This window comes from Arenimonas sp. SCN 70-307 (assembly GCF_001724815.1).
GTDB lineage: Bacteria > Pseudomonadota > Gammaproteobacteria > Xanthomonadales > Xanthomonadaceae > Arenimonas.
In genome coordinates this window covers 18220-35042 of the sequence record NZ_MEDO01000026.1, presented here as the reverse complement: position 1 = coordinate 35042, position 16823 = coordinate 18220, and the positions used below count along the sequence as shown (strand labels likewise).

Here is a 16823-nt window from a genome sequence, read left to right as displayed (position 1 = left end):
CGGCCGCGGCAGGGGCCTCAGCCCAGGTCTTCGCGCAGCTTGCCCATCACGCGGTGCAGGACCTGGTCGAAGACCTGCTCCTGCTCGCGCACCAGCAGGTTGCCTTCCTGCTTCATGGCCGCCAGCTCCTCGACCGAGGCCACCAGCACGCGCACGCCGCGGCGGTTGACGAACATCAGGCGCGAGGAAATCGGGCTGACCCACGAGAGCTTGACCGGATGGTGCTTGCCATCCTCGCCGGCGATGTGGATCCAGGTGCCGACCTTGAGCTGGCGCATCTGCTCGACGTCGCTGTCGCTGACGTCGAGCTTCTTCTTGCCGTCGACCACTTCCAGGCGCGGCTTGAGGTCGGCCAGGGCCGCCTGCATCGGCGAGCGGCGGTCGGGCAGCTGCACCACCTTGTCGTCTTCCGCGTCGACGGCCGGCGCGGCCACCGGGGCCTGGGCCTGGCCGCGGGCGCGGCGCTCGAGGCTCTCGCCCAGGCCGCGGATGGTGTCCGACGCGGCCTCGCCGATGATGCCGGAGCTGGCAAGCACGGCTTCCAGCGGCTCGCGCAGGGCCTTGAGGCCCGGCTCGATCGATTCCACCGGGTCGCCGTCCTTGGGCAGCAGCGCCAGCAGGCGGTCGGCCACCCGCAGCGCGGTCTGCCACGAGCCGCTCTCCGGGCCTTCGCGCAGGGCGATCATCGAAAGATGGTGGGTCCAGCAGCGCTCGAGGAAATCGCGCATGGCCGGCGTCGGGTCGAGGCCGCGGGTGCGCTGCTCGAGCTCGAGCCTGGCGAGGTCGCGGGCCTGTTCGAGGCGCTCCTGGCCGCGCTGGGCCTCGGCGGCGCGGCGCTCGGCCAGCTCGACGCGACGGCGGTGCTGCTCGAGGAACTGGCGCAGCTCCTGCTCGAGCGTCTCGAAGATGGCGAGGTCTTCGTTGAACTCGGCGATCAGGCGATCGACGGTGCTCTCGGCCTTCTGCAGCAGCTCGCGCTCCTGCGGGCCTTCGCCGCGGTTGCCTTCGACGGCCTCGGCCAGCGAGTTGAGCAGGCGCCGCGCCGGGTGGGTCTTGTAGAGGAACAGGCGACGGTCCATCACCGCGGCCTTCACGAACGGCACCACCAGGCGGGAAATCATGGTGCGGGCGGACTGTTCGAAGTCGCGCTCGTCGAACATCACGTCGAACAGCATGCCCACCAGGTCGACCGCGTCCTCGTCGTCCTGGCTGATGCTGACCTGCTCGGGCGGCAGGCCGATGCGGCTGGCGCCGCGCAGCAGCTCGTTCTTGAGCAGCGCCGCCAGCGACACCTCGGGGCGGTCGAGCGCCTCGTTCACCGAATCAGGCACGTTCGACTGCATCAGCGAGAGCAGCGACATCATTTCGTTCGACTGCAGCGGGCGCTGGCCACCGCGCCCGGTCTGGCGGCCACCGGCGGCGCCGCCGACCTGCTGGGCCGGGCGCCAGGCGTGCAGCAGCTGGCGCAGGGCTTCGAACACCGCGCGATCTTCGGCGCCACCACCCGCGCCACCGCCGTCGCCGCCGGATTCTCCCGAGGGGTGGTAGGCGGACGCGGCCGGGGCATAACCGTCGGCCGTCGGCGGCGCGACCATGTCCGGGGCGGGGGCGGCCTGGCGCGGCGCCGGCTTGGCGGCCACGTCGGCGCGGAAGCCGGCGGCCTCGAGGCGGCCGTTGAGGTCGGTGAGCAGGTCGCGCAGGTCGTGGATCAGCTCGCGCTCGTAGTACTTGAACAGCACCATGCGCACGTCGTCGGGCAGCTCCACGCCCTGGTGCGCGGCGCCGATGGCGCCGGCCAGCGACAGCGCGCTGAGCGGATTGGCGTCGGGCTCGAGCTTGGCCACGCCGGCCATGCGGGCCAGGCGGCCGGCCAGCTCGTCGAGCTGGTGGCCGTGGATGCGGGTGATGGCCTCGGCGGTGAGGTTGGTGGCCAGCTGCTGCTCGAGTTCGGACTCCGGCAGCAGGCTCAGCTCGAGGCCACCGGACTCGGCGGCCCCGGAAGCCGGCGCCGGCGCGGCGCGCGACTCGAGCCCACCGAAGGCCTTGTCGAGGTACTCGCGGAAGCCGCGCTCGATGGGCGCGCGCGAGGTGCGCAGCGCGCGCATGGCGAACAGATAGGGCGAGCCGTCGGGCACGCCGTCCTTCTTGGCCAGGTCGAACAGCCAGTCGTCTGCACGGGCGAACACGCGGGCCAGCACGGCCTGCAGGTGCTCGGTGCTGCGCCGGCGCATGCCGGCCACGAGGTCGCGCACCGGCGGCGGGGCGGGACGATCGGGGCCTGGATTGCGGGGGTCGCTCATTGGATACCTCGGCACGCCGGGGGGTTACGCGCTTTGGGGAGGATTGTCGGCAATCGTGCCACAGATAACTGTGACCCCTTCCTCAGAATTCGCGCAGGGGGGCCGTGCCGGACGGATGGTAGGCTTGCGGGGATGAACGACCTGCGATTCCTGCGGCAGCGCCGCTCCGTTCCCTCCCGACTGCTGGGCGAGCCCGGCCCCGACGCCGCCCAGCTGCAGGCCATGCTGGCCGAAGCCGTGCGCGTGCCCGACCACGGCAAGCTGGCGCCCTGGCGCTTCCTGGCCATCCGTGGCGATGCGCGGCAGGCCCTGGGCGAAGCGCTGGCCAGGCGCAGCCGGGAGCGCGACCCGTCCGCCGCCGAGTCGGGGGTCGAGAAGGACCGCCAGCGTTTCCTTCACGCGCCCCTGATCATCACCGTCATCGCCCACACGACGCCAGGCCACAAGGTGCCGGTGTCCGAGCAGCTGCTGTCGGGCGGCGCGGTCTGCTTCGCGCTGCTGCAGGCGGCGCAGGCGCTGGGCTTCGGCGCCCAGTGGCTCACCGGCTGGGCCGCCTACGACCCGGTGGTCTGCCGGCATCTGGGCTTGGCCGACAACGAGTCGGTGCTGGGCTTCATCCACATCGGCACCCCGGCCGAGGCGGCACCCGAGCGCCAGCGCCCCGACCCGGCGGCGCTGCTGTCCGAGTGGACGCCGTGAGCGGCCCGGTCCACCTGGTCGACGCCAGCCTGTACATCTTCCGGGCCTGGCACTCCCTGCCCGACGAGTTCCAGGACGCCGACGGCTGGCCGGTGAACGCGGTGCAGGGCTTCGCGCGCTTCCTGCTCGACCTGCTCGAGAGGCAGAAGCCCGCGCGCATCGCTGTGGCCTTCGACGAATCGCTCGACTCGAACTTCCGCAACGAGCTCTACCCGGCCTACAAGGCCAACCGCGATCCCGCGCCCGAAGAGCTCAAGCGCCAGTTCGGACACTGCCAGGCCCTGTGCCGGGCCCTGGGCCTGGCGGTGCTGGCCGACGGCCGCTACGAAGCCGACGACCTCATCGGCGCCACGCTGGCGCGGGTGCGCGGGGCCGGCCATGCCGGGCTGGTGATCTCGGCCGACAAGGACCTCTCGCAGCTGCTGCGCGAGGGCGACGAGCAGTGGGACTACGCCCGCAACGAGCGCTGGGGCGCCGACGGCGTCAAGGCCCGCTACGGCGTGCATGCACACCAGATCGCCGACTACCTGGGCCTGACCGGCGACGCCATCGACAACATCCCCGGGGTGCCGGGCATCGGCCCCAAGACCGCCGCCACGCTGCTGGGCCACTTCGGCGCCCTGGACGACATCTACGAGCGCCTCGACGAGGTGCCCTACCTGCGCCTGCGTGGCAGCGCCCAGCACGCCGCCCGCCTGCGCGAGCATCGCGAGATCGCCCTGCTTTCGCGCCGGCTGGCCACCATCGACACCGGCGCGCCCCTGCCCGACGACCTCGGCCTGGCCGAACGCCGCGCGCCCGACGCGGCCGCGCTCGAGGCGCTGTGCGAGCAGCTGCGCTTCGGGCCGCTCACCCGCCGCCGCCTGCAGTCGGCCTGACGCGCGCCCGGCGGCCGGGCTAGGATTCGCGCATGGCCGACGAAAAAGAACTGATGTGCGAAGGCGAGTACCTGCGGCTGGTCCGGCGCGGGCACTGGGAATATGCCGAGCGGACCAACGCCGGCAGCGCGGTGATCGTGGTCGCGGTGACGCCGGAGCAGAAGCTGCTGTTCGTCGAGCAGTACCGCATCCCGATGGGCGCGAACACGATCGAGATGCCGGCCGGCCTGGTCGGTGACCTCGACGCCAACGACACGATGGAAGAGGCCGCGCGCCGCGAGCTGCTCGAGGAAACGGGCTGGCTTGCTTCCGAAGTGAAGGTGCTGATGGTGGGGCCGTCGAGTTCGGGCATGAGCAACGAGCAGGTGGCCTTCGTGCGCGCCCGCGGCCTGACCCGCGTGCACGCCGGCGGCGGCGACGAAACCGAGGACATCACCGTCCACGAAGTGCCGGTCGCCGACGCCCCGCGCTGGCTGGCCGCGAAAATGGCCGCCGGCTACGCCATGGACCCCAAGCTCTGGGCCGGCCTCTGGCTCCTCGACCGCAACCCCGACGGCACCCCCGCCTGACCCTCGCGCTCCTGCCCCGGTAGGAGCGCCTTCAGGCGCGAATCTCTTGCCTTTGGATCTTGGGCGCCGGGATCGCTCCCTGCAACGGGCCGCCGCACGAGACGTCCCCAGGCCGGACACGCCGCAAGTACGTCCATGTAGGCTCGTCGTCGACATCCCTGTCTCCGACGGTCCGGCCTGGGGACGTCTCGTGCGACGACCCTGCGAGGTATCAGGGCCGGGCTGGCGACCCTGAAATCGATCCCCCGGCCCAGAACCTTCGCGTTGCCGGGGTTTCGAAAACATGGACGTTTTCGAAAAGCCTACATGGACGTATTCACGGCGTCCCCGGCAAACCTCTGCGCGTACGGCGGACCTTCGCCGGGAACGATCCCGGCGAGAACAAGCCCGAAAGCAAGAGATTCGCGCCTGAAGGCGCTCCTACGCGGCCACGCAGGGTCAGGCAGGAGCGCGTGGGTCAGCGGAAGCCGTCGGTGGCGCGGACGAGGATGTCGACGAGTTCGGGTTCGAAGGCGGAGTGGCCGGAGGTGGGGCCGATCTCCAGCTTCGCCTCGGGCCAGGCCTGCTTGAGGTCCCAGGCGTTCTGCAGCGGGCAGACCACGTCGTAGCGGCCATGGGCGATCACGCCCGGGATGCCCTTGAGGCGGTGCGCGTCGCGCAGCAGCTGGTCGTCGACGTCGAAGAAGCCGCCGTTGACGAAGTAGTGGCACTCGATGCGCGCGAAGGCCAGGGCGAAGGCCGGGTCCTCGTGGCTGTGCATGAAGTCCGGGTCCTGGCGCAGGAAGCTCGTCGCCGCCTCCCACACCGACCAGGCGCGCGCCGCCGCCAGGCGCGTGGCCTCGTGCTCCGAGGTCAGGCGCCGGTGGTAGGCGCTCATCAGGTCGTGGCGCTCGACCAGCGGGATCGGCTCGAGGAAGTGCTGCCAGGCGTCCGGGAACAGCCGCGAGGCCCCCTCCTGGTAGAACCACTCCAGCTCCCAGCGGCGCAGCATGAAGATCCCGCGCAGCACCAGCTCGCTCACCTGCCCCGGGTGCGCCTGCGCGTAGGCCAGCGCCAGCGTCGAACCCCAGCTGCCGCCGAACACCTGCCAGCGCTCGATGCCCAGGTGCCGGCGCAGCTTCTCGATGTCGGCGACCAGGTCCCAGGTGGTGTTGTCCACCAGGTCGGCGTGCGGTGTCGAGCGGCCGGCGCCGCGCTGGTCGAACAGGATGATCCGGTAGGCCTTCGGGTCGTGGAAGCGGCGCATGCGCGCCCCGCAGCCGCCGCCCGGGCCGCCGTGCAGCATCACCACCGGCTTGCCGTCCGGGTTGCCGCACTGCTCGTAGTAGAGGCGGTGGCGTCCGTCGACCGGCAGGAAACCGCTGTCGAAGGGTTCGATCTCGGGGTAGAGCTCGCGCATGCTCGCCTCGGCGTGAAGGGGGACGCCGATTCTAGCCCGCGCGCCGGCGCCGCCGGGTGCTTGAACTGTCATGCAACAGGCGTATGCTCGGCCTTGATGGGAACACCGCCGACCCGATTGAGTCTGGTGGGCGCCGGGAGCACGATCCACCCGGCACGGGCACCGTCACCCCTCGAAGCGGGCGTGCCCCGCGTCCTCACCCTCGACGCCCACGGGCGCATCCTCGACTGGATGCACTGGCAGGACGCGGCGTGCCTGTACGTGCGCGGCGCGGTGGCGTGGACGCTCGGCGACCCCTGCCTGGTGGTGCACGGCGGCACCAACCGCGCCACCGGCAGGCAAAGCGTGCTGGAACTGCACCCCATCGTCGCCGGCCGCAGCCACGCCCACGCCAAGGCGATCGACCCGTCGCCGGCGCTCACCAACACCGCCCTGTTCGCCCGCGACGGCAACCTGTGCCTGTACTGCGGCAACGAGTTCAACCGCCACGCCCTCACCCGCGACCACGTGGTGCCGGTCTCGCGCGGCGGCCGCGACGTGTGGGAGAACGTCGTCTGCGCCTGCTTCCACTGCAATTCGCGCAAGGGTGGCCGCACCCCGCAGCAGGCCGGCATGCCGCTGCTGGCGGTGCCCTACCGGCCCAGCTGGGTCGAGCACCTGATCCTCTCGAACCGCAACATCCTGGCCGACCAGATGGCCTTCCTCAAAAGCCACCTGCCCCGCCACCCGCGTCGCCCCGCCGGGTTCATTTGACGCCGCCCCGCCGCAGCTAGGACACTGCCGGCCTTCACGCCGCAATGGCCGGCGTGACCAGGGGACAACGACCAGATGACGATCCACAGCATTTGTTTTGCTGGCCTGTCGCGAGACGAGCAGGGCCAGGTGGAAGCTGCCTTCCGCGAAGCCAACGCCGGCAACCGCTGGCAGCTGGCCAGCGAGAGCGAGGCCGCCGTGGTGGTGGTGGACATGGACTCGATGTACGGCCAGATGAGCCTGATGAAGGCCCTGAGCAACGGCAAGGTCGTGGTCGCGCTCACCGCCGGCGGCCGCGTGGACACCGACTACCGCCTCGACCGCCCGGTCACCAGTGCCGGCATCGCGCGCCTGCTGGCCGACATCGAGGCCGCCACCCCGGCCGCGCCGGCACCGGCGCCCGAGGCACCGGCCGAAGCCGCGCCCGCCGCGGCGCCGGCCCCGGTTGCCGAACCGGTGGCGGCCCCGGCCCCCGCCGCGGCGCCGCAGCCCGAGCCCGAGCCGGCCCCCGCGGCCGCCCCGGCCCCCGCGGCCGCCCCGGCCCCGGCCACCGATCCGCGCCTGGCCGACTTCCTGCGCCCCGGCGCCCTCGCCGGCCCGGTGCGGGTGCAGGTCGAGGGTGCGCCGCCGCTGGTGATCGACCCGGCTGGCCAGGTTTATCTTTCCGGCCAGGCGCTCAAGCCGCTGGCACCCTATGCCACCGCCGACATCCGCGAATCCGATCTCGAGCCGGTCGACCCGGCCCGGCTGCCGGCCCTGGCCACCGAGCTGGGCGGCAGCCATCCGCTCGGCCGCCTGGCCTGGCTGCTGGCCCTGGCGGGGCACGGTGGCCAGCTGGCCCCGGGCCACGGCCTCAACGACCGCTACAAGCTGCTCAAGTGGCCGCAGACCGAGCGCGAGTTCCCGCGCCACTTCCGCATCGCCACGGTGATGATGAAGGGCCCGGCCCTGCTCACCGAGATCGCCGAGCTCAGCGGCGTGCCGCTGCCCGAGGTCTGCGATTACGTGAACGCGGCCCTGGCCGCCGGCGTCGCCGAGGCCGAGCAGACCGCGCCCAGCGAGCCCGAAGCGGCCAAGGGCGGCGGCCTGCTGGGACGCTTCCGGCGCTGAACGCGCCCCGGGACGCGCACGCCGCGTCCCGGGTTTCGCCTTGCCCCCACCGGCGGGGTGCCGGACAATCCACGTCTGCCCCCAAGCAAGACAGACGATGGATCCCCAGCGCTACCCGCGCCTCTCCCGTATTTCCCTCCCGGCCGACCTGCGCGAGCTGCCCGAGTCGGAGGTGCCGGCGTTCGCCGACGAACTGCGCGCCTACCTGATCGAGGCCGTCAGCCAGTCCGGCGGCCATTTCGGCGCCGGCCTCGGCGTGATCGAGCTGACCGTCGCCCTGCACTACCTCTACGACACCCCCAACGACCGCCTGGTCTGGGACGTCGGCCACCAGTGCTACCCGCACAAGATCCTCACCGGCCGCCGCGACACCATCCACACCGTCAAGCAGAAGGACGGCGTCGCGCCTTTCCCCAAGCGCGAGGAAAGCGAGTACGACACCTTCGGCGTGGGCCACAGCTCCACCTCCATCTCGGCCGCGCTGGGCATGGCCATCGGCGCCCGCGCCCGCGGCGAGGACCGCCGCGTGGTGGCCATCATCGGCGACGGCGCGATGACCGCCGGCATGGCCTACGAGGCGCTCAACCACGCCGGCGGCATGGATCCGGAGCCCGACCTGCTGGTCATCCTCAACGACAACCGGATGTCGATTTCCGAGAACGTCGGTGGCCTGACCAAGATGCTCGGCCGCCTGTCGGGCAGCAAGACGCTCAACGCCCTGCGCGAGGGCGGCAAGAAGCTGCTGGGCGACAAGAACAAGCCCGCCGCGAAGTTCGTGCGCCGCTGGGAGGAACACTGGAAGGGCATGTTCGTGCCGTCCACGCTGTTCGAGGAGATGGGCTTCCACTACACCGGCCCCATCGACGGCCACGACGTGCCGGCGCTGCTGGCCACGCTCAAGACGCTCAAGGGCCTGCGCGGCCCGCAGCTGCTGCACGTGATCACCACCAAGGGCAAGGGCTACGACCTGGCCGAGGGCGACCAGATCGAGTACCACGCGGTGGGTCCGTTCGACCCCAGCGTCGGCGTGGTCAAGAAGGCCGGCCCGGCCAAGCCGACCTACACCCAGGTCTTCGGCGACTGGCTGTGCGACATGGCCGCCGCCGACCCGCTGCTGCTGGGCATCACCCCGGCGATGCGCGAAGGCTCGGGCCTGGTGCGCTTCAGCAAGGAATTCCCGCAGCGCTACTTCGACACCGCCATCGCCGAGCAGCACGCGGTGACGCTGGCCGCGGGCATGGCCTGCGAGGGCGCCAAGCCGGTCGTCGCCATCTACTCGAGCTTCCTGCAGCGCGGCTACGACCAGCTCATCCACGACGTGGCCCTGCAGAAGCTCGACGTGCTCTTCGCCATCGACCGCGGCGGCGTGGTCGGCCCCGACGGCGCCACGCACGCCGGCAGCTTCGACCTGAGTTTCCTGCGCTGCGTGCCCGACATGGTGGTGATGGCGCCGGCCGACGAGGACGAGTGCCGCAAGATGCTCAGCACCGGCTACCGCCATGCCGGCCCGGCCGCCGTGCGTTACCCGCGCGGCACCGGCCCGGGCGTGGCCGTGCAGCCCACGCTCGACACCCTGCCCATCGGCAAGGCCGAACTGCGCCGGCGCGGCGCCGGCGTGGCCCTGCTCGCCTTCGGCGCGGTGGTGCCGGCGGCGGAGAAGGTCGCCGCCGAACTCGGCCTGACGCTGGTGAACATGCGCTTCGTCAAACCGCTCGACCGCGCGCTCGTGCTCGAACTCGCCACCACGCACGAGGGCCTGGTGACCATCGAGGACAACGTGGTGATGGGCGGCGCCGGCAGCGGCGTGGCCGAGCTCCTCGCCGCCGAAGGCAAGGCCGTGCCGATGCTGCACCTGGGCCTGCCCGACGACTGGCAGGAGCACGCCAGCCGCGAGCAGCTGCTGGCCGAGGCCGGCATCGACGCCGCCGGCATCCGCGCCGCCGTGCTGGCGCGCTGGCCGGGCCTGGCCAAGTCGCCGCTCAGCGCCGCCAGCGGCTGAGCCCGCCGGGTGGACGGGCTCAGCCCGGCCACTGCCCCAGGCTGATGCGCTCGCGGCGCTCGAGGTCGCGCGCCGTTTCCACCCGCGTGAAACCCGCCGCGCGCAGCAGCGCGCGCACCGCCGCGCCCTGCTCCAGCCCGTGCTCGAGCAGCAGCCAGCCGCCGGGCAGCAGGTGCGCCGGCGCGCCGGCGGTGATCACCCGCAGCGCGTCCAGGCCATCGGGCCCCGAGGCCAGGGCCGACCGCGGCTCGAAGCGCAGGTCGCCCTGCGACAGGTGCGGGTCACCGTCGGCGATGTAGGGCGGGTTGGAGACGATCATCCGGTACACCTCGCCCGCCACCGGCGCGAACCAGTCGCCGTGCAGCGCACGCAGCGGCAGGCCGGCGTCGGCGGCGTTGGCGCGGGCCACGTCGAGCGCGGCCTGGCTGGCGTCCACCGCCGTCACGTCGGCCAGCGGGCGCTCGCTGGCGATGGCCAGGGCGATGGCGCCGGTGCCGGTGCCCAGGTCGAGCACCTGCGCCGGCTCGTCGCGCGGCAGGCGTTCCAGCGCCAGTTCCACCAGCCGTTCGGTTTCCGGGCGCGGGATCAGCGTATCGCGCGTCACCGCCAGTTCGAGCGACCAGAAGCCGCGCACGCCGGTGATCTGCGCCACCGGCTCGCCTTCGGCGCGGCGCCGCAGCAGCGCGTCGAAGGCGCGCAGCGCGGCCTCGTCCAGCACGTCGCCGCTGTGCGCGTAGAACCAGCTGCGCGGCTGGTCGAGCGCATGCGCCAGCAGCAGCTCGGCCTCGAGCCGCGCCTCGTCGCCGGGCAGGCGCGCGGCGCCCTCGCGCAGGGCATTGGCGACGGTCGTCACTTCAGGCCGCCAGCAGCTGCCAGCCCTGCACCAGGCAGGCCAGGACGAAGCCACCGAGGAAGAACAGGTAGCTCAGGCGCAGGTAGCGGTACTTGTGGTGCGCCAGGTAGTAACCGAGCGCGTAGGTGTCGCGCGCCATGGTCTCGTACACCGAACCGTCGGACTTGAGCGCGCCGGCGATCTCGGCCAGGAATCGCTCGCGCGGCAGCTCGGCGAAGTGGCCGAAGAACATCAGGTTGAACTGCGGCGGGATCGCCTCGCCGCTGAGCTTGAGCGGCCGGTACTTGGGCAGCACGGCCAGCACCGCCAGCAGCAGCGCCAGCATCGTGAACGCGGCCAGGGTGAGCGAGGCCGCCTTGAGCGCCGGGTCGCCCAGCCGACCCAGCACCAGGGTCAGCACGATGGACGACATGGTGATGATGATGTTGGCCTTGGTGTCGGCCATGGTCGACAGCTGCACGTGGTGCTGCTGCATGGTGCGCAGCAGGCAGTCGCCGGTATTGCGTTCGGGAATGGCCGCGAACAGGCGGTCGATGTCGGCGGCGTCGCCGGACGGGACAGGGGGCATGGCGCGGCTCCTCCGGGGGGCCGCGCCATGATAACGCCGCCGCGGGGCAGCCACCCCGCGGCGGATGCCGGGCTCAGGCGGCCTCGGCCAGGCCGGCGGACCCGGCCGGGGCGGCGTGCCGGATCAGGTAGTCGAAGGCCGCGAGGCTGGCGGTGGCGCCGGCGCCCATGGCGATGACGATCTGCTTGTAGGGCACGGTGGTGGCGTCGCCGGCGGCGAACACGCCCGGCACCGAGGTGCGGCCGTGGGCATCGACGACGATCTCGCCGCGGGCGCTGAGCTCGACCACGTCGCGCAGCCACTCGGTGTTGGGCAGCAGGCCGATCTGCACGAACACGCCTTCGAGCTCCAGCTGCCGCGATGCGTCGCTGGCGCGGTCGCGCAGCACCAGGCCGGTCACCTTGCGGCCGTCGCCCAGCACCTCGGTCGTCCGGGCGTTGAGCACGATGTCCACGTTCGGCAGGCTGCGCAGCTTGCGCTGCAGGACCTCGTCGGCACGCAGCTTCACGTCGTACTCCACCAGGGTGACGTGGGCGACGATGCCGGCCAGGTCGATGGCCGCCTCGACGCCGGAGTTGCCGCCGCCGACCACCGCCACGCGCTTGCCCCTGAACAGCGGGCCGTCGCAGTGCGGGCAGTAGGCCACGCCCTTGTTGCGGTAGGCGTCCTCGCCGGGCACGCCCATCTGCCGCCAGCGTGCGCCCGGCGAGAGGATGACGCTGCGCGAGAACAGGCTGGCGCCGCCGGCGAGCTTCACCTCCACCAGGCCACCCGGCTCGGCGGCCGGCACCAGCGCCTCGGCGCGCTGCAGGTTCATCACGTCCACGCCGTTGGCGCGCACGTTGGCCTCGAGCGCCGCGGCCAGCTTCGGGCCCTCGGTGTGCTCGACCGAGATCAGGTTCTCGATACCCAGGGTGTCGAGCACCTGCCCGCCGAAGCGCTCGGCCGCCACGCCGGTGCGGATGCCCTTGCGGGCGGCGTACACCGCCGCGGCCGCGCCGGCCGGGCCACCGCCCACCACCAGCACGTCGAAGGCCTGCTTGCCGCGGATCTTCGCCGCCTCGCGCGCGGCGGCGCCGGTGTCGAGCCTGGCGACGATCTGCGCCAGGTCCATGCGGCCCGACTCGAAGGGCTGGCCGTTGAGGAACACGGTCGGCACCGCCATCACCTCGCGGCGCTCGACCTCGTCCTGGAACAGCGCGCCGTCGATGGCCACGTGGCGGATGCGCGGGTTGAGCACCGCCATCAGGTTCAGGGCCTGCACCACGTCCGGGCAGTTCTGGCACGAGAGCGAGAAGTAGGTTTCGAAGTGGAACTCACCCTCGAGCGCGGCCACTTGTTCGAGCAGTTCCTGCGACTCCTTCGACGGATGCCCGCCGACCTGCAGCAGGGCCAGCACCAGCGAGGTGAACTCGTGGCCCATCGGGATACCCGCGAAACCCACCGCGACGTCGCTGCCGCTGCGCACGATCGCGAAGGACGGGCGACGCGCGTCGGTGCCGTCCAGGCGCAGGGCGATCTTGTCCGACAGCGCGGCGATGTCCTGCAGCAGGGCGCGCAGCTCGACCGACTTGTCGCCGTCGTCGAGCGAGGCGACCAGTTCGATCGGCAGCTGCAGCTTCTGCAGGTAGCCGGCCAGCTGGGTCTTGAGGTTCTCGTCGAGCATGGGGCTCAGATCTTGCCGACCAAGTCCAGCGACGGGGCCAGGGTCTTTTCGCCCTCGTTCCACTTGGCCGGGCAGACCTGGCCCGGGTGGGCGGCCACGTACTGGGCGGCCTTGAGCTTGCGCACGGTTTCCTTCATGTCGCGGGCGATGGCGTTGTCGTGGACCTCCATGGTCTTGATCACGCCGTTCGGGTTGAGGATGAAGGTGCCGCGCAGGGCCAGGCCCTCGGCATCGATGTGCACGCCGAAAGCGCGGGTGAGCTGGTGGGTCGGGTCGCCGACCAGCGGGAACTTCGCCTTGCCCACGGCCGGCGAGGTCTCGTGCCAGACCTTGTGCGAGAAGTGGGTGTCGGTGGTGACGATGTAGACCTCGGCGCCCATCTTCTGGAACTCGGCGTAGTTCTCGGCCGCGTCCTCGACCTCGGTCGGGCAGTTGAAGGTGAAGGCGGCCGGCATGAAGACCACCACCGACCACTTGCCCTTCAGGCTGGCCTCGGTGATTTCGACGAACTTGCCGTTGTGGAAGGCCTGGGCCTTGAACGGCTGGATTTCGGTGTTGATCAGGGACATGGGTCGCTCCTGTGGGGTTTTGAGGGAGGGTGAATAAAAAAAATTTAATTAATATTAGGCAAAACCTATCAATAAGTGAATTAGGTTTTGTCTATCTTTATGATAGGCATCAGCTATCACTTGGGCGCACCATTTTCACAATCCGTCGATTGCCGGCGCCTTGTTCATAGGCTATACCAATCGCCATGAACCTCCGCGACCTGCGCTACCTGGTGGCCCTCGCCGAACAGCGGCACTTCGGTCGTGCCGCGGAAGCCTGCCACGTGAGCCAGCCGACGCTTTCGACCCAGATCAAGAAACTCGAGGATGAACTCGGTGTTTCCCTGGTGGAACGCGCGCCCCGGCACGTGATGCTGACCCCCGCCGGCCTCGACATCGCCCAGCGCGCGCGCCGGGTGCTGGCCGAAGTCGAGCAGATGCGCGAAACCGCCCGCCGCACCGCCGACCCCGAGGCCGGCAGCGTGCGCCTGGGTGTGTTCCCCACACTCGGCCCCTACCTGCTGCCGCACGTCGTGCCGCCCATCCGGCAGCGTTTCCCGCGCCTGGAACTGCTGCTGGTCGAGGAAAAGACCGAAAACCTGCTGCACCTGCTGCGCGACGGCAAGCTCGACGCTGCCGTCCTGGCCCTTCCCCTGCACGAGGAGTGGGCCGAATCGGAGTTCCTGTTCGAAGAACCCTTCCTGCTGGCGGTGCCCGACGGGCACCCGCTGGCGGGCAAGCGCAACCTGAGCCTGGGCGAGCTGGGCGACCAGCACCTGCTGCTGCTCGAAGAGGGGCATTGCCTGCGCGACCAGGCGCTGGCGGTCTGCAGCCTCGCCGGCGCGGGCGAAAAGGAAGGCTTCCGCGCCACCAGCCTCGAAACGCTGCGGCAGATGGTCGCCGCCGGCGTGGGCGTCACCCTGCTGCCGGTGCTGGCGGTGAAGCCGCCGGTGCCGCCCTCGGCCAACATCCGCCTGCTGCATTTCCGCGACCCGCCGCCCACGCGCCGCCTGGCGCTGGTCTGGCGGCGCAGCTCGGCCATGGGCGACTTCCTGCGGGGCCTGGCCGGCGTGCTGCGCGACCTGCCGCCCGCGCTGCTCAGCCTTCCGCCGGAGTCCGGTCCACCCGACTCCCATGTCGCCGCGCGGCGCCGCGCCAAGGCTTGAACCCCCCGCCACGGCGGGCTATGGTGGCCTCCACAACCTGTTGATCCGAGGGCGGCCCGTCGAACGTGCCGCCCGTTGTCTTTTTGGAGCCACCATGAACACCCTGCCGCCGATCACCGTTTCCACCCGCGACCTCGCCCGCCTCGAGGCCCTGCTCGAGTCGCCGGCGGTACGCCAGCTGCCCGCCGCCCAGGCCCTGGGCGACGAACTGGTGCGCGCGAACGTGGTCGAGCCGGCCGACATGCCCGCCGGCGTGGTGGGCATGAATTCGCTGGTCACCTGCCTGGACGAAAACACCGGCGAGACGCACCGGCTCACCCTCGTGTATCCGCCGCAGGCCGACGCCGACCAGGGCAAGGTCTCGGTGCTTGCGCCCGTGGGCAGCGCCCTGCTCGGCCTGTCGGTCGGCCAGCACATCGACTGGCCGATGCCGGGCGGCCGTACGCTGCGGCTGATGGTCACCGCAGTGCAGGAACAGCCCGAAGCCGCCGGCTGATTGCTGCGCCGCGCCATGCCCCGCTGGCTTTGGATAACCCTGCTCCTGGCCGTGCTCGCCCTGTTCTGGGCGGCCTCGGGCGGCGACCCGCCGCGCCCGGCGGTGGGCGCCAGCGGCCAGCTCGACTGCCCCACCCTGCCGGCGCCCGAGCGCCTGGGCACGCCGCTGCAGGTCAACCTCGGCGATGCCCCGGTGTTCGAAGTGGCCGGCCACCAGCTGCGGCCGCTGGCGGCCTTCGCGCTCGAGGCTCGCGTGCTGCGCCGCGAGGACTATCGCTTCGACCGCGGCGCGGCGATCTCGCCCACCGACCTCGCGCTGGGCTGGAACCGCATGGCCGACCCCGCCGTTTACCAGCAGCTCGACATCAGCCAGCGCGGCCGCTGGTACCACTACCGCTGGGGCGCGCAGGGCCCGCCGATCCCGCTGCCCGAAATCATCCGCTCCAGCGCCAACATGCACCTGGTCCCGGCCGACGCCGCGGTGGCCGCGGCGCTCGACCGCGTGCGCCCCGGACAGGCGGTGCGCCTGCGCGGCTGGCTGGTGGAGGTGCACGACCGCGAAGGCTGGCGCTGGCGCAGCTCGCTCAGCCGCGAGGACAGCGGCGACGGCGCCTGCGAGCTGATCTACGTCTGCGAGCTGTCGTCGTACTGAGTCAGTAGCTGAGCGTGGCCAGCAGGGGCTGGTTTCGCGCCCAGCGCCGGCGCCCGCCCAGCGCACCGAGTTCGAGCAGCACGGCCGCACCCGCAAGCCGCGCGCCCAGTCCTTCGACCAGTTCGGCCGCGGCGGCCAGCGTGCCGCCGGTGGCCAGCACGTCGTCCACGATCAGCACCGCCGCGCCCGGCGGCACCGCGTCGGCCTGCACCTGCAGTCGATCGTGGCCGTACTCGAGCGCGTAGCTGACCTCGCGCACCGCGCCGGGCAGCTTGCCGGGCTTGCGCACGGGCACGAAGCCGATGCCCAGCTCGCGCGCCACCGCGGCGCCGAGGATGAAGCCTCGCGCCTCGATTCCGACGACCGCACGCAGCGACTGCCCGCGCCAGGGCGCCGCCATCGCCGCCACGGCATCGGCGAAGGCCTGGCCGTCGGCCAGCAGCGGGCTGAAGTCCTTGAAGCGGATGCCGGGTTTGGGGAAGTCGGGGATTTCGCGGATCAGCCGGGCGAAGTCCATGCTCAGGCCTCGTCCGCGGCCACGCGGAGGGTTTCGCGCGAGGCCGAGTCGATCCACTCGCGCATGGCCGGCAGCGCGTAGATCGCGTCCGCGTAGGCTTCCGACGCTGGCTCCAGGGCCACGCCGTAGCCGCGGAAACGCACGCAGACCGGCGCGAACATCGCATCGACGATGCCGAAGCCGCCGCACAGGAAATCGCCGCCGCCGGCGCGGGCGCGCAGCCCGGCCCAGATCGCCTGCACGCGGTCGATGTCGTGCTGGGCGGCGTCGTCCCAGTGCCGCTCGCGCGGCTGCCGGCGCAGGTTCATCGGCAGCTGGCCGCGCAGGGCGGCGAAGCCCGAATGCATTTCGGCGGCGGCGCTGCGCGCCAGCGCGCGGGTGGCGAGGTCGCGCGGCCAGCCCCGGCCATCGAGCCAGCGCTCGTTGGCGTATTCGCAGATCGCCAGCGAATCCCAGACCACGAGCCCGCCGTCGTGCAGCGCCGGCACGCGCCGGCTGGGCGAGAGCGCAGCGATGCGCTCGTGGAACTCGGGCGTGTCCAGCGGCAGCTGGATCTCCGCGAACCCGACCCCGAAGTGCCGCAGCAACAGCCACGGCCGCAGCGACCAGGAGGAGTAATTCTTGTTGCCGATGACGAGGGTGGTGGTCAAG

Annotated in this window: 17 protein-coding genes; 9 read left to right on the top strand and 8 right to left on the bottom strand. The window is 71.7% G+C overall.

Going from position 1 to position 16823, the window contains the following annotated elements; translation table 11 throughout:
- Positions 1–17: 17 nt before the first annotated feature.
- Entirely contained in the window at positions 18–2300 is a 2283-nt protein-coding gene (locus ABS41_RS12570; RefSeq protein WP_290594972.1) for a DUF1631 family protein, read from the bottom strand.
- A 132-nt stretch (positions 2301–2432) separates the two neighbouring features.
- On the opposite strand from ABS41_RS12570, the gene ABS41_RS12565 reads away from it, so the two are divergent.
- From ABS41_RS12565 to ABS41_RS12555, 3 genes are read left to right on the top strand one after another with little or no spacing between them, the layout of a single operon-like run.
- On the top strand, positions 2433–2999 hold the full coding sequence (locus ABS41_RS12565) for a nitroreductase (protein WP_290594971.1): 567 nt from the start codon (positions 2433–2435) through the stop codon (positions 2997–2999).
- Positions 2996–3877, top strand: coding sequence for a 5'-3' exonuclease H3TH domain-containing protein (locus ABS41_RS12560; RefSeq protein WP_343123838.1), 882 nt, complete (start codon positions 2996–2998; stop codon positions 3875–3877). Before ABS41_RS12565 ends, ABS41_RS12560 begins: the two co-directional genes overlap by 4 nt.
- Before the next feature lie 32 nt (positions 3878–3909).
- The gene (locus tag ABS41_RS12555) at positions 3910–4446 is read left to right on the top strand and encodes an NUDIX hydrolase (protein WP_290594969.1); all 537 of its coding nucleotides are present in this window, start codon (positions 3910–3912) and stop codon (positions 4444–4446) included.
- A 457-nt stretch (positions 4447–4903) separates the two neighbouring features.
- On the opposite strand, the gene pip is transcribed toward ABS41_RS12555, so the two are convergent.
- Positions 4904–5845 (bottom strand): prolyl aminopeptidase, encoded by a 942-nt coding sequence (gene pip, locus ABS41_RS12550; RefSeq protein WP_290594968.1) that lies wholly within the window; start codon positions 5843–5845, stop codon positions 4904–4906.
- A gap of 96 nt (positions 5846–5941) precedes the next feature.
- Here pip and ABS41_RS12545 point away from each other — a divergent pair, with 96 nt between their 5' ends.
- The 3 genes from ABS41_RS12545 (at position 5942) to dxs (ending at position 9707) form a co-directional block, all read left to right on the top strand.
- The gene (locus tag ABS41_RS12545; RefSeq protein ID WP_290594967.1) at positions 5942–6598 is read left to right on the top strand and encodes an HNH endonuclease; all 657 of its coding nucleotides are present in this window, start codon (positions 5942–5944) and stop codon (positions 6596–6598) included.
- 75 nt (positions 6599–6673) lie between these two features.
- Positions 6674–7708 (top strand): hypothetical protein, encoded by a 1035-nt coding sequence (locus ABS41_RS12540; protein WP_290594966.1) that lies wholly within the window; start codon positions 6674–6676, stop codon positions 7706–7708.
- Positions 7709–7805: 97 nt separating this feature from the next.
- Positions 7806–9707 carry a 1-deoxy-D-xylulose-5-phosphate synthase gene (dxs, locus tag ABS41_RS12535; RefSeq protein WP_290594965.1) on the top strand — a complete coding sequence of 634 codons (1902 nt, stop codon included), beginning with the start codon at positions 7806–7808 and terminating at the stop codon, positions 9705–9707.
- Positions 9708–9726: 19 nt separating this feature from the next.
- Here dxs and prmC read toward each other — a convergent pair whose 3' ends face one another.
- From prmC to ahpC, 4 genes are all read right to left on the bottom strand, one after another.
- Positions 9727–10560: a peptide chain release factor N(5)-glutamine methyltransferase gene (gene prmC / locus ABS41_RS12530; protein WP_290594964.1), complete on the bottom strand. Its 834-nt coding sequence runs from the start codon at positions 10558–10560 to the stop codon at positions 9727–9729.
- A gap of 1 nt (position 10561) precedes the next feature.
- Positions 10562–11128, bottom strand: a complete 567-nt coding sequence (locus tag ABS41_RS12525; RefSeq protein WP_290594963.1) for a Pycsar system effector family protein — start codon at positions 11126–11128, stop codon at positions 10562–10564.
- A gap of 73 nt (positions 11129–11201) precedes the next feature.
- Positions 11202–12794, bottom strand: coding sequence for an alkyl hydroperoxide reductase subunit F (gene ahpF, locus ABS41_RS12520; protein WP_290594962.1), 1593 nt, complete (start codon positions 12792–12794; stop codon positions 11202–11204).
- A gap of 5 nt (positions 12795–12799) precedes the next feature.
- Entirely contained in the window at positions 12800–13363 is a 564-nt protein-coding gene (gene ahpC, locus ABS41_RS12515) for an alkyl hydroperoxide reductase subunit C (RefSeq protein ID WP_290594961.1), read from the bottom strand.
- 185 nt (positions 13364–13548) lie between these two features.
- Between ahpC and ABS41_RS12510 the strand changes: the two genes are divergently transcribed.
- The 3 genes from ABS41_RS12510 (at position 13549) to ABS41_RS12500 (ending at position 15655) form a co-directional block, all read left to right on the top strand.
- The gene (locus ABS41_RS12510) at positions 13549–14508 is read left to right on the top strand and encodes a LysR substrate-binding domain-containing protein (RefSeq protein WP_290594960.1); all 960 of its coding nucleotides are present in this window, start codon (positions 13549–13551) and stop codon (positions 14506–14508) included.
- A gap of 94 nt (positions 14509–14602) precedes the next feature.
- The gene (gene rnk, locus ABS41_RS12505; RefSeq protein ID WP_290594959.1) at positions 14603–15004 is read left to right on the top strand and encodes a nucleoside diphosphate kinase regulator; all 402 of its coding nucleotides are present in this window, start codon (positions 14603–14605) and stop codon (positions 15002–15004) included.
- Positions 15005–15019: 15 nt separating this feature from the next.
- The gene (locus ABS41_RS12500; protein ID WP_290594958.1) at positions 15020–15655 is read left to right on the top strand and encodes a hypothetical protein; all 636 of its coding nucleotides are present in this window, start codon (positions 15020–15022) and stop codon (positions 15653–15655) included.
- A 1-nt stretch (position 15656) separates the two neighbouring features.
- Here the strand turns inward: ABS41_RS12500 and ABS41_RS12495 are convergent, their stop codons facing one another.
- Together ABS41_RS12495 and ABS41_RS12490 are read right to left on the bottom strand one after the other, a co-directional pair.
- Complete coding sequence (locus ABS41_RS12495) at positions 15657–16172, bottom strand: adenine phosphoribosyltransferase (protein WP_290594957.1); 516 nt, start codon at positions 16170–16172, stop codon at positions 15657–15659.
- Between the two features lie 2 nt (positions 16173–16174).
- Positions 16175–16822 (bottom strand): glutathione S-transferase family protein, encoded by a 648-nt coding sequence (locus ABS41_RS12490; protein ID WP_290594956.1) that lies wholly within the window; start codon positions 16820–16822, stop codon positions 16175–16177.
- Position 16823 lies beyond the last annotated feature (1 nt).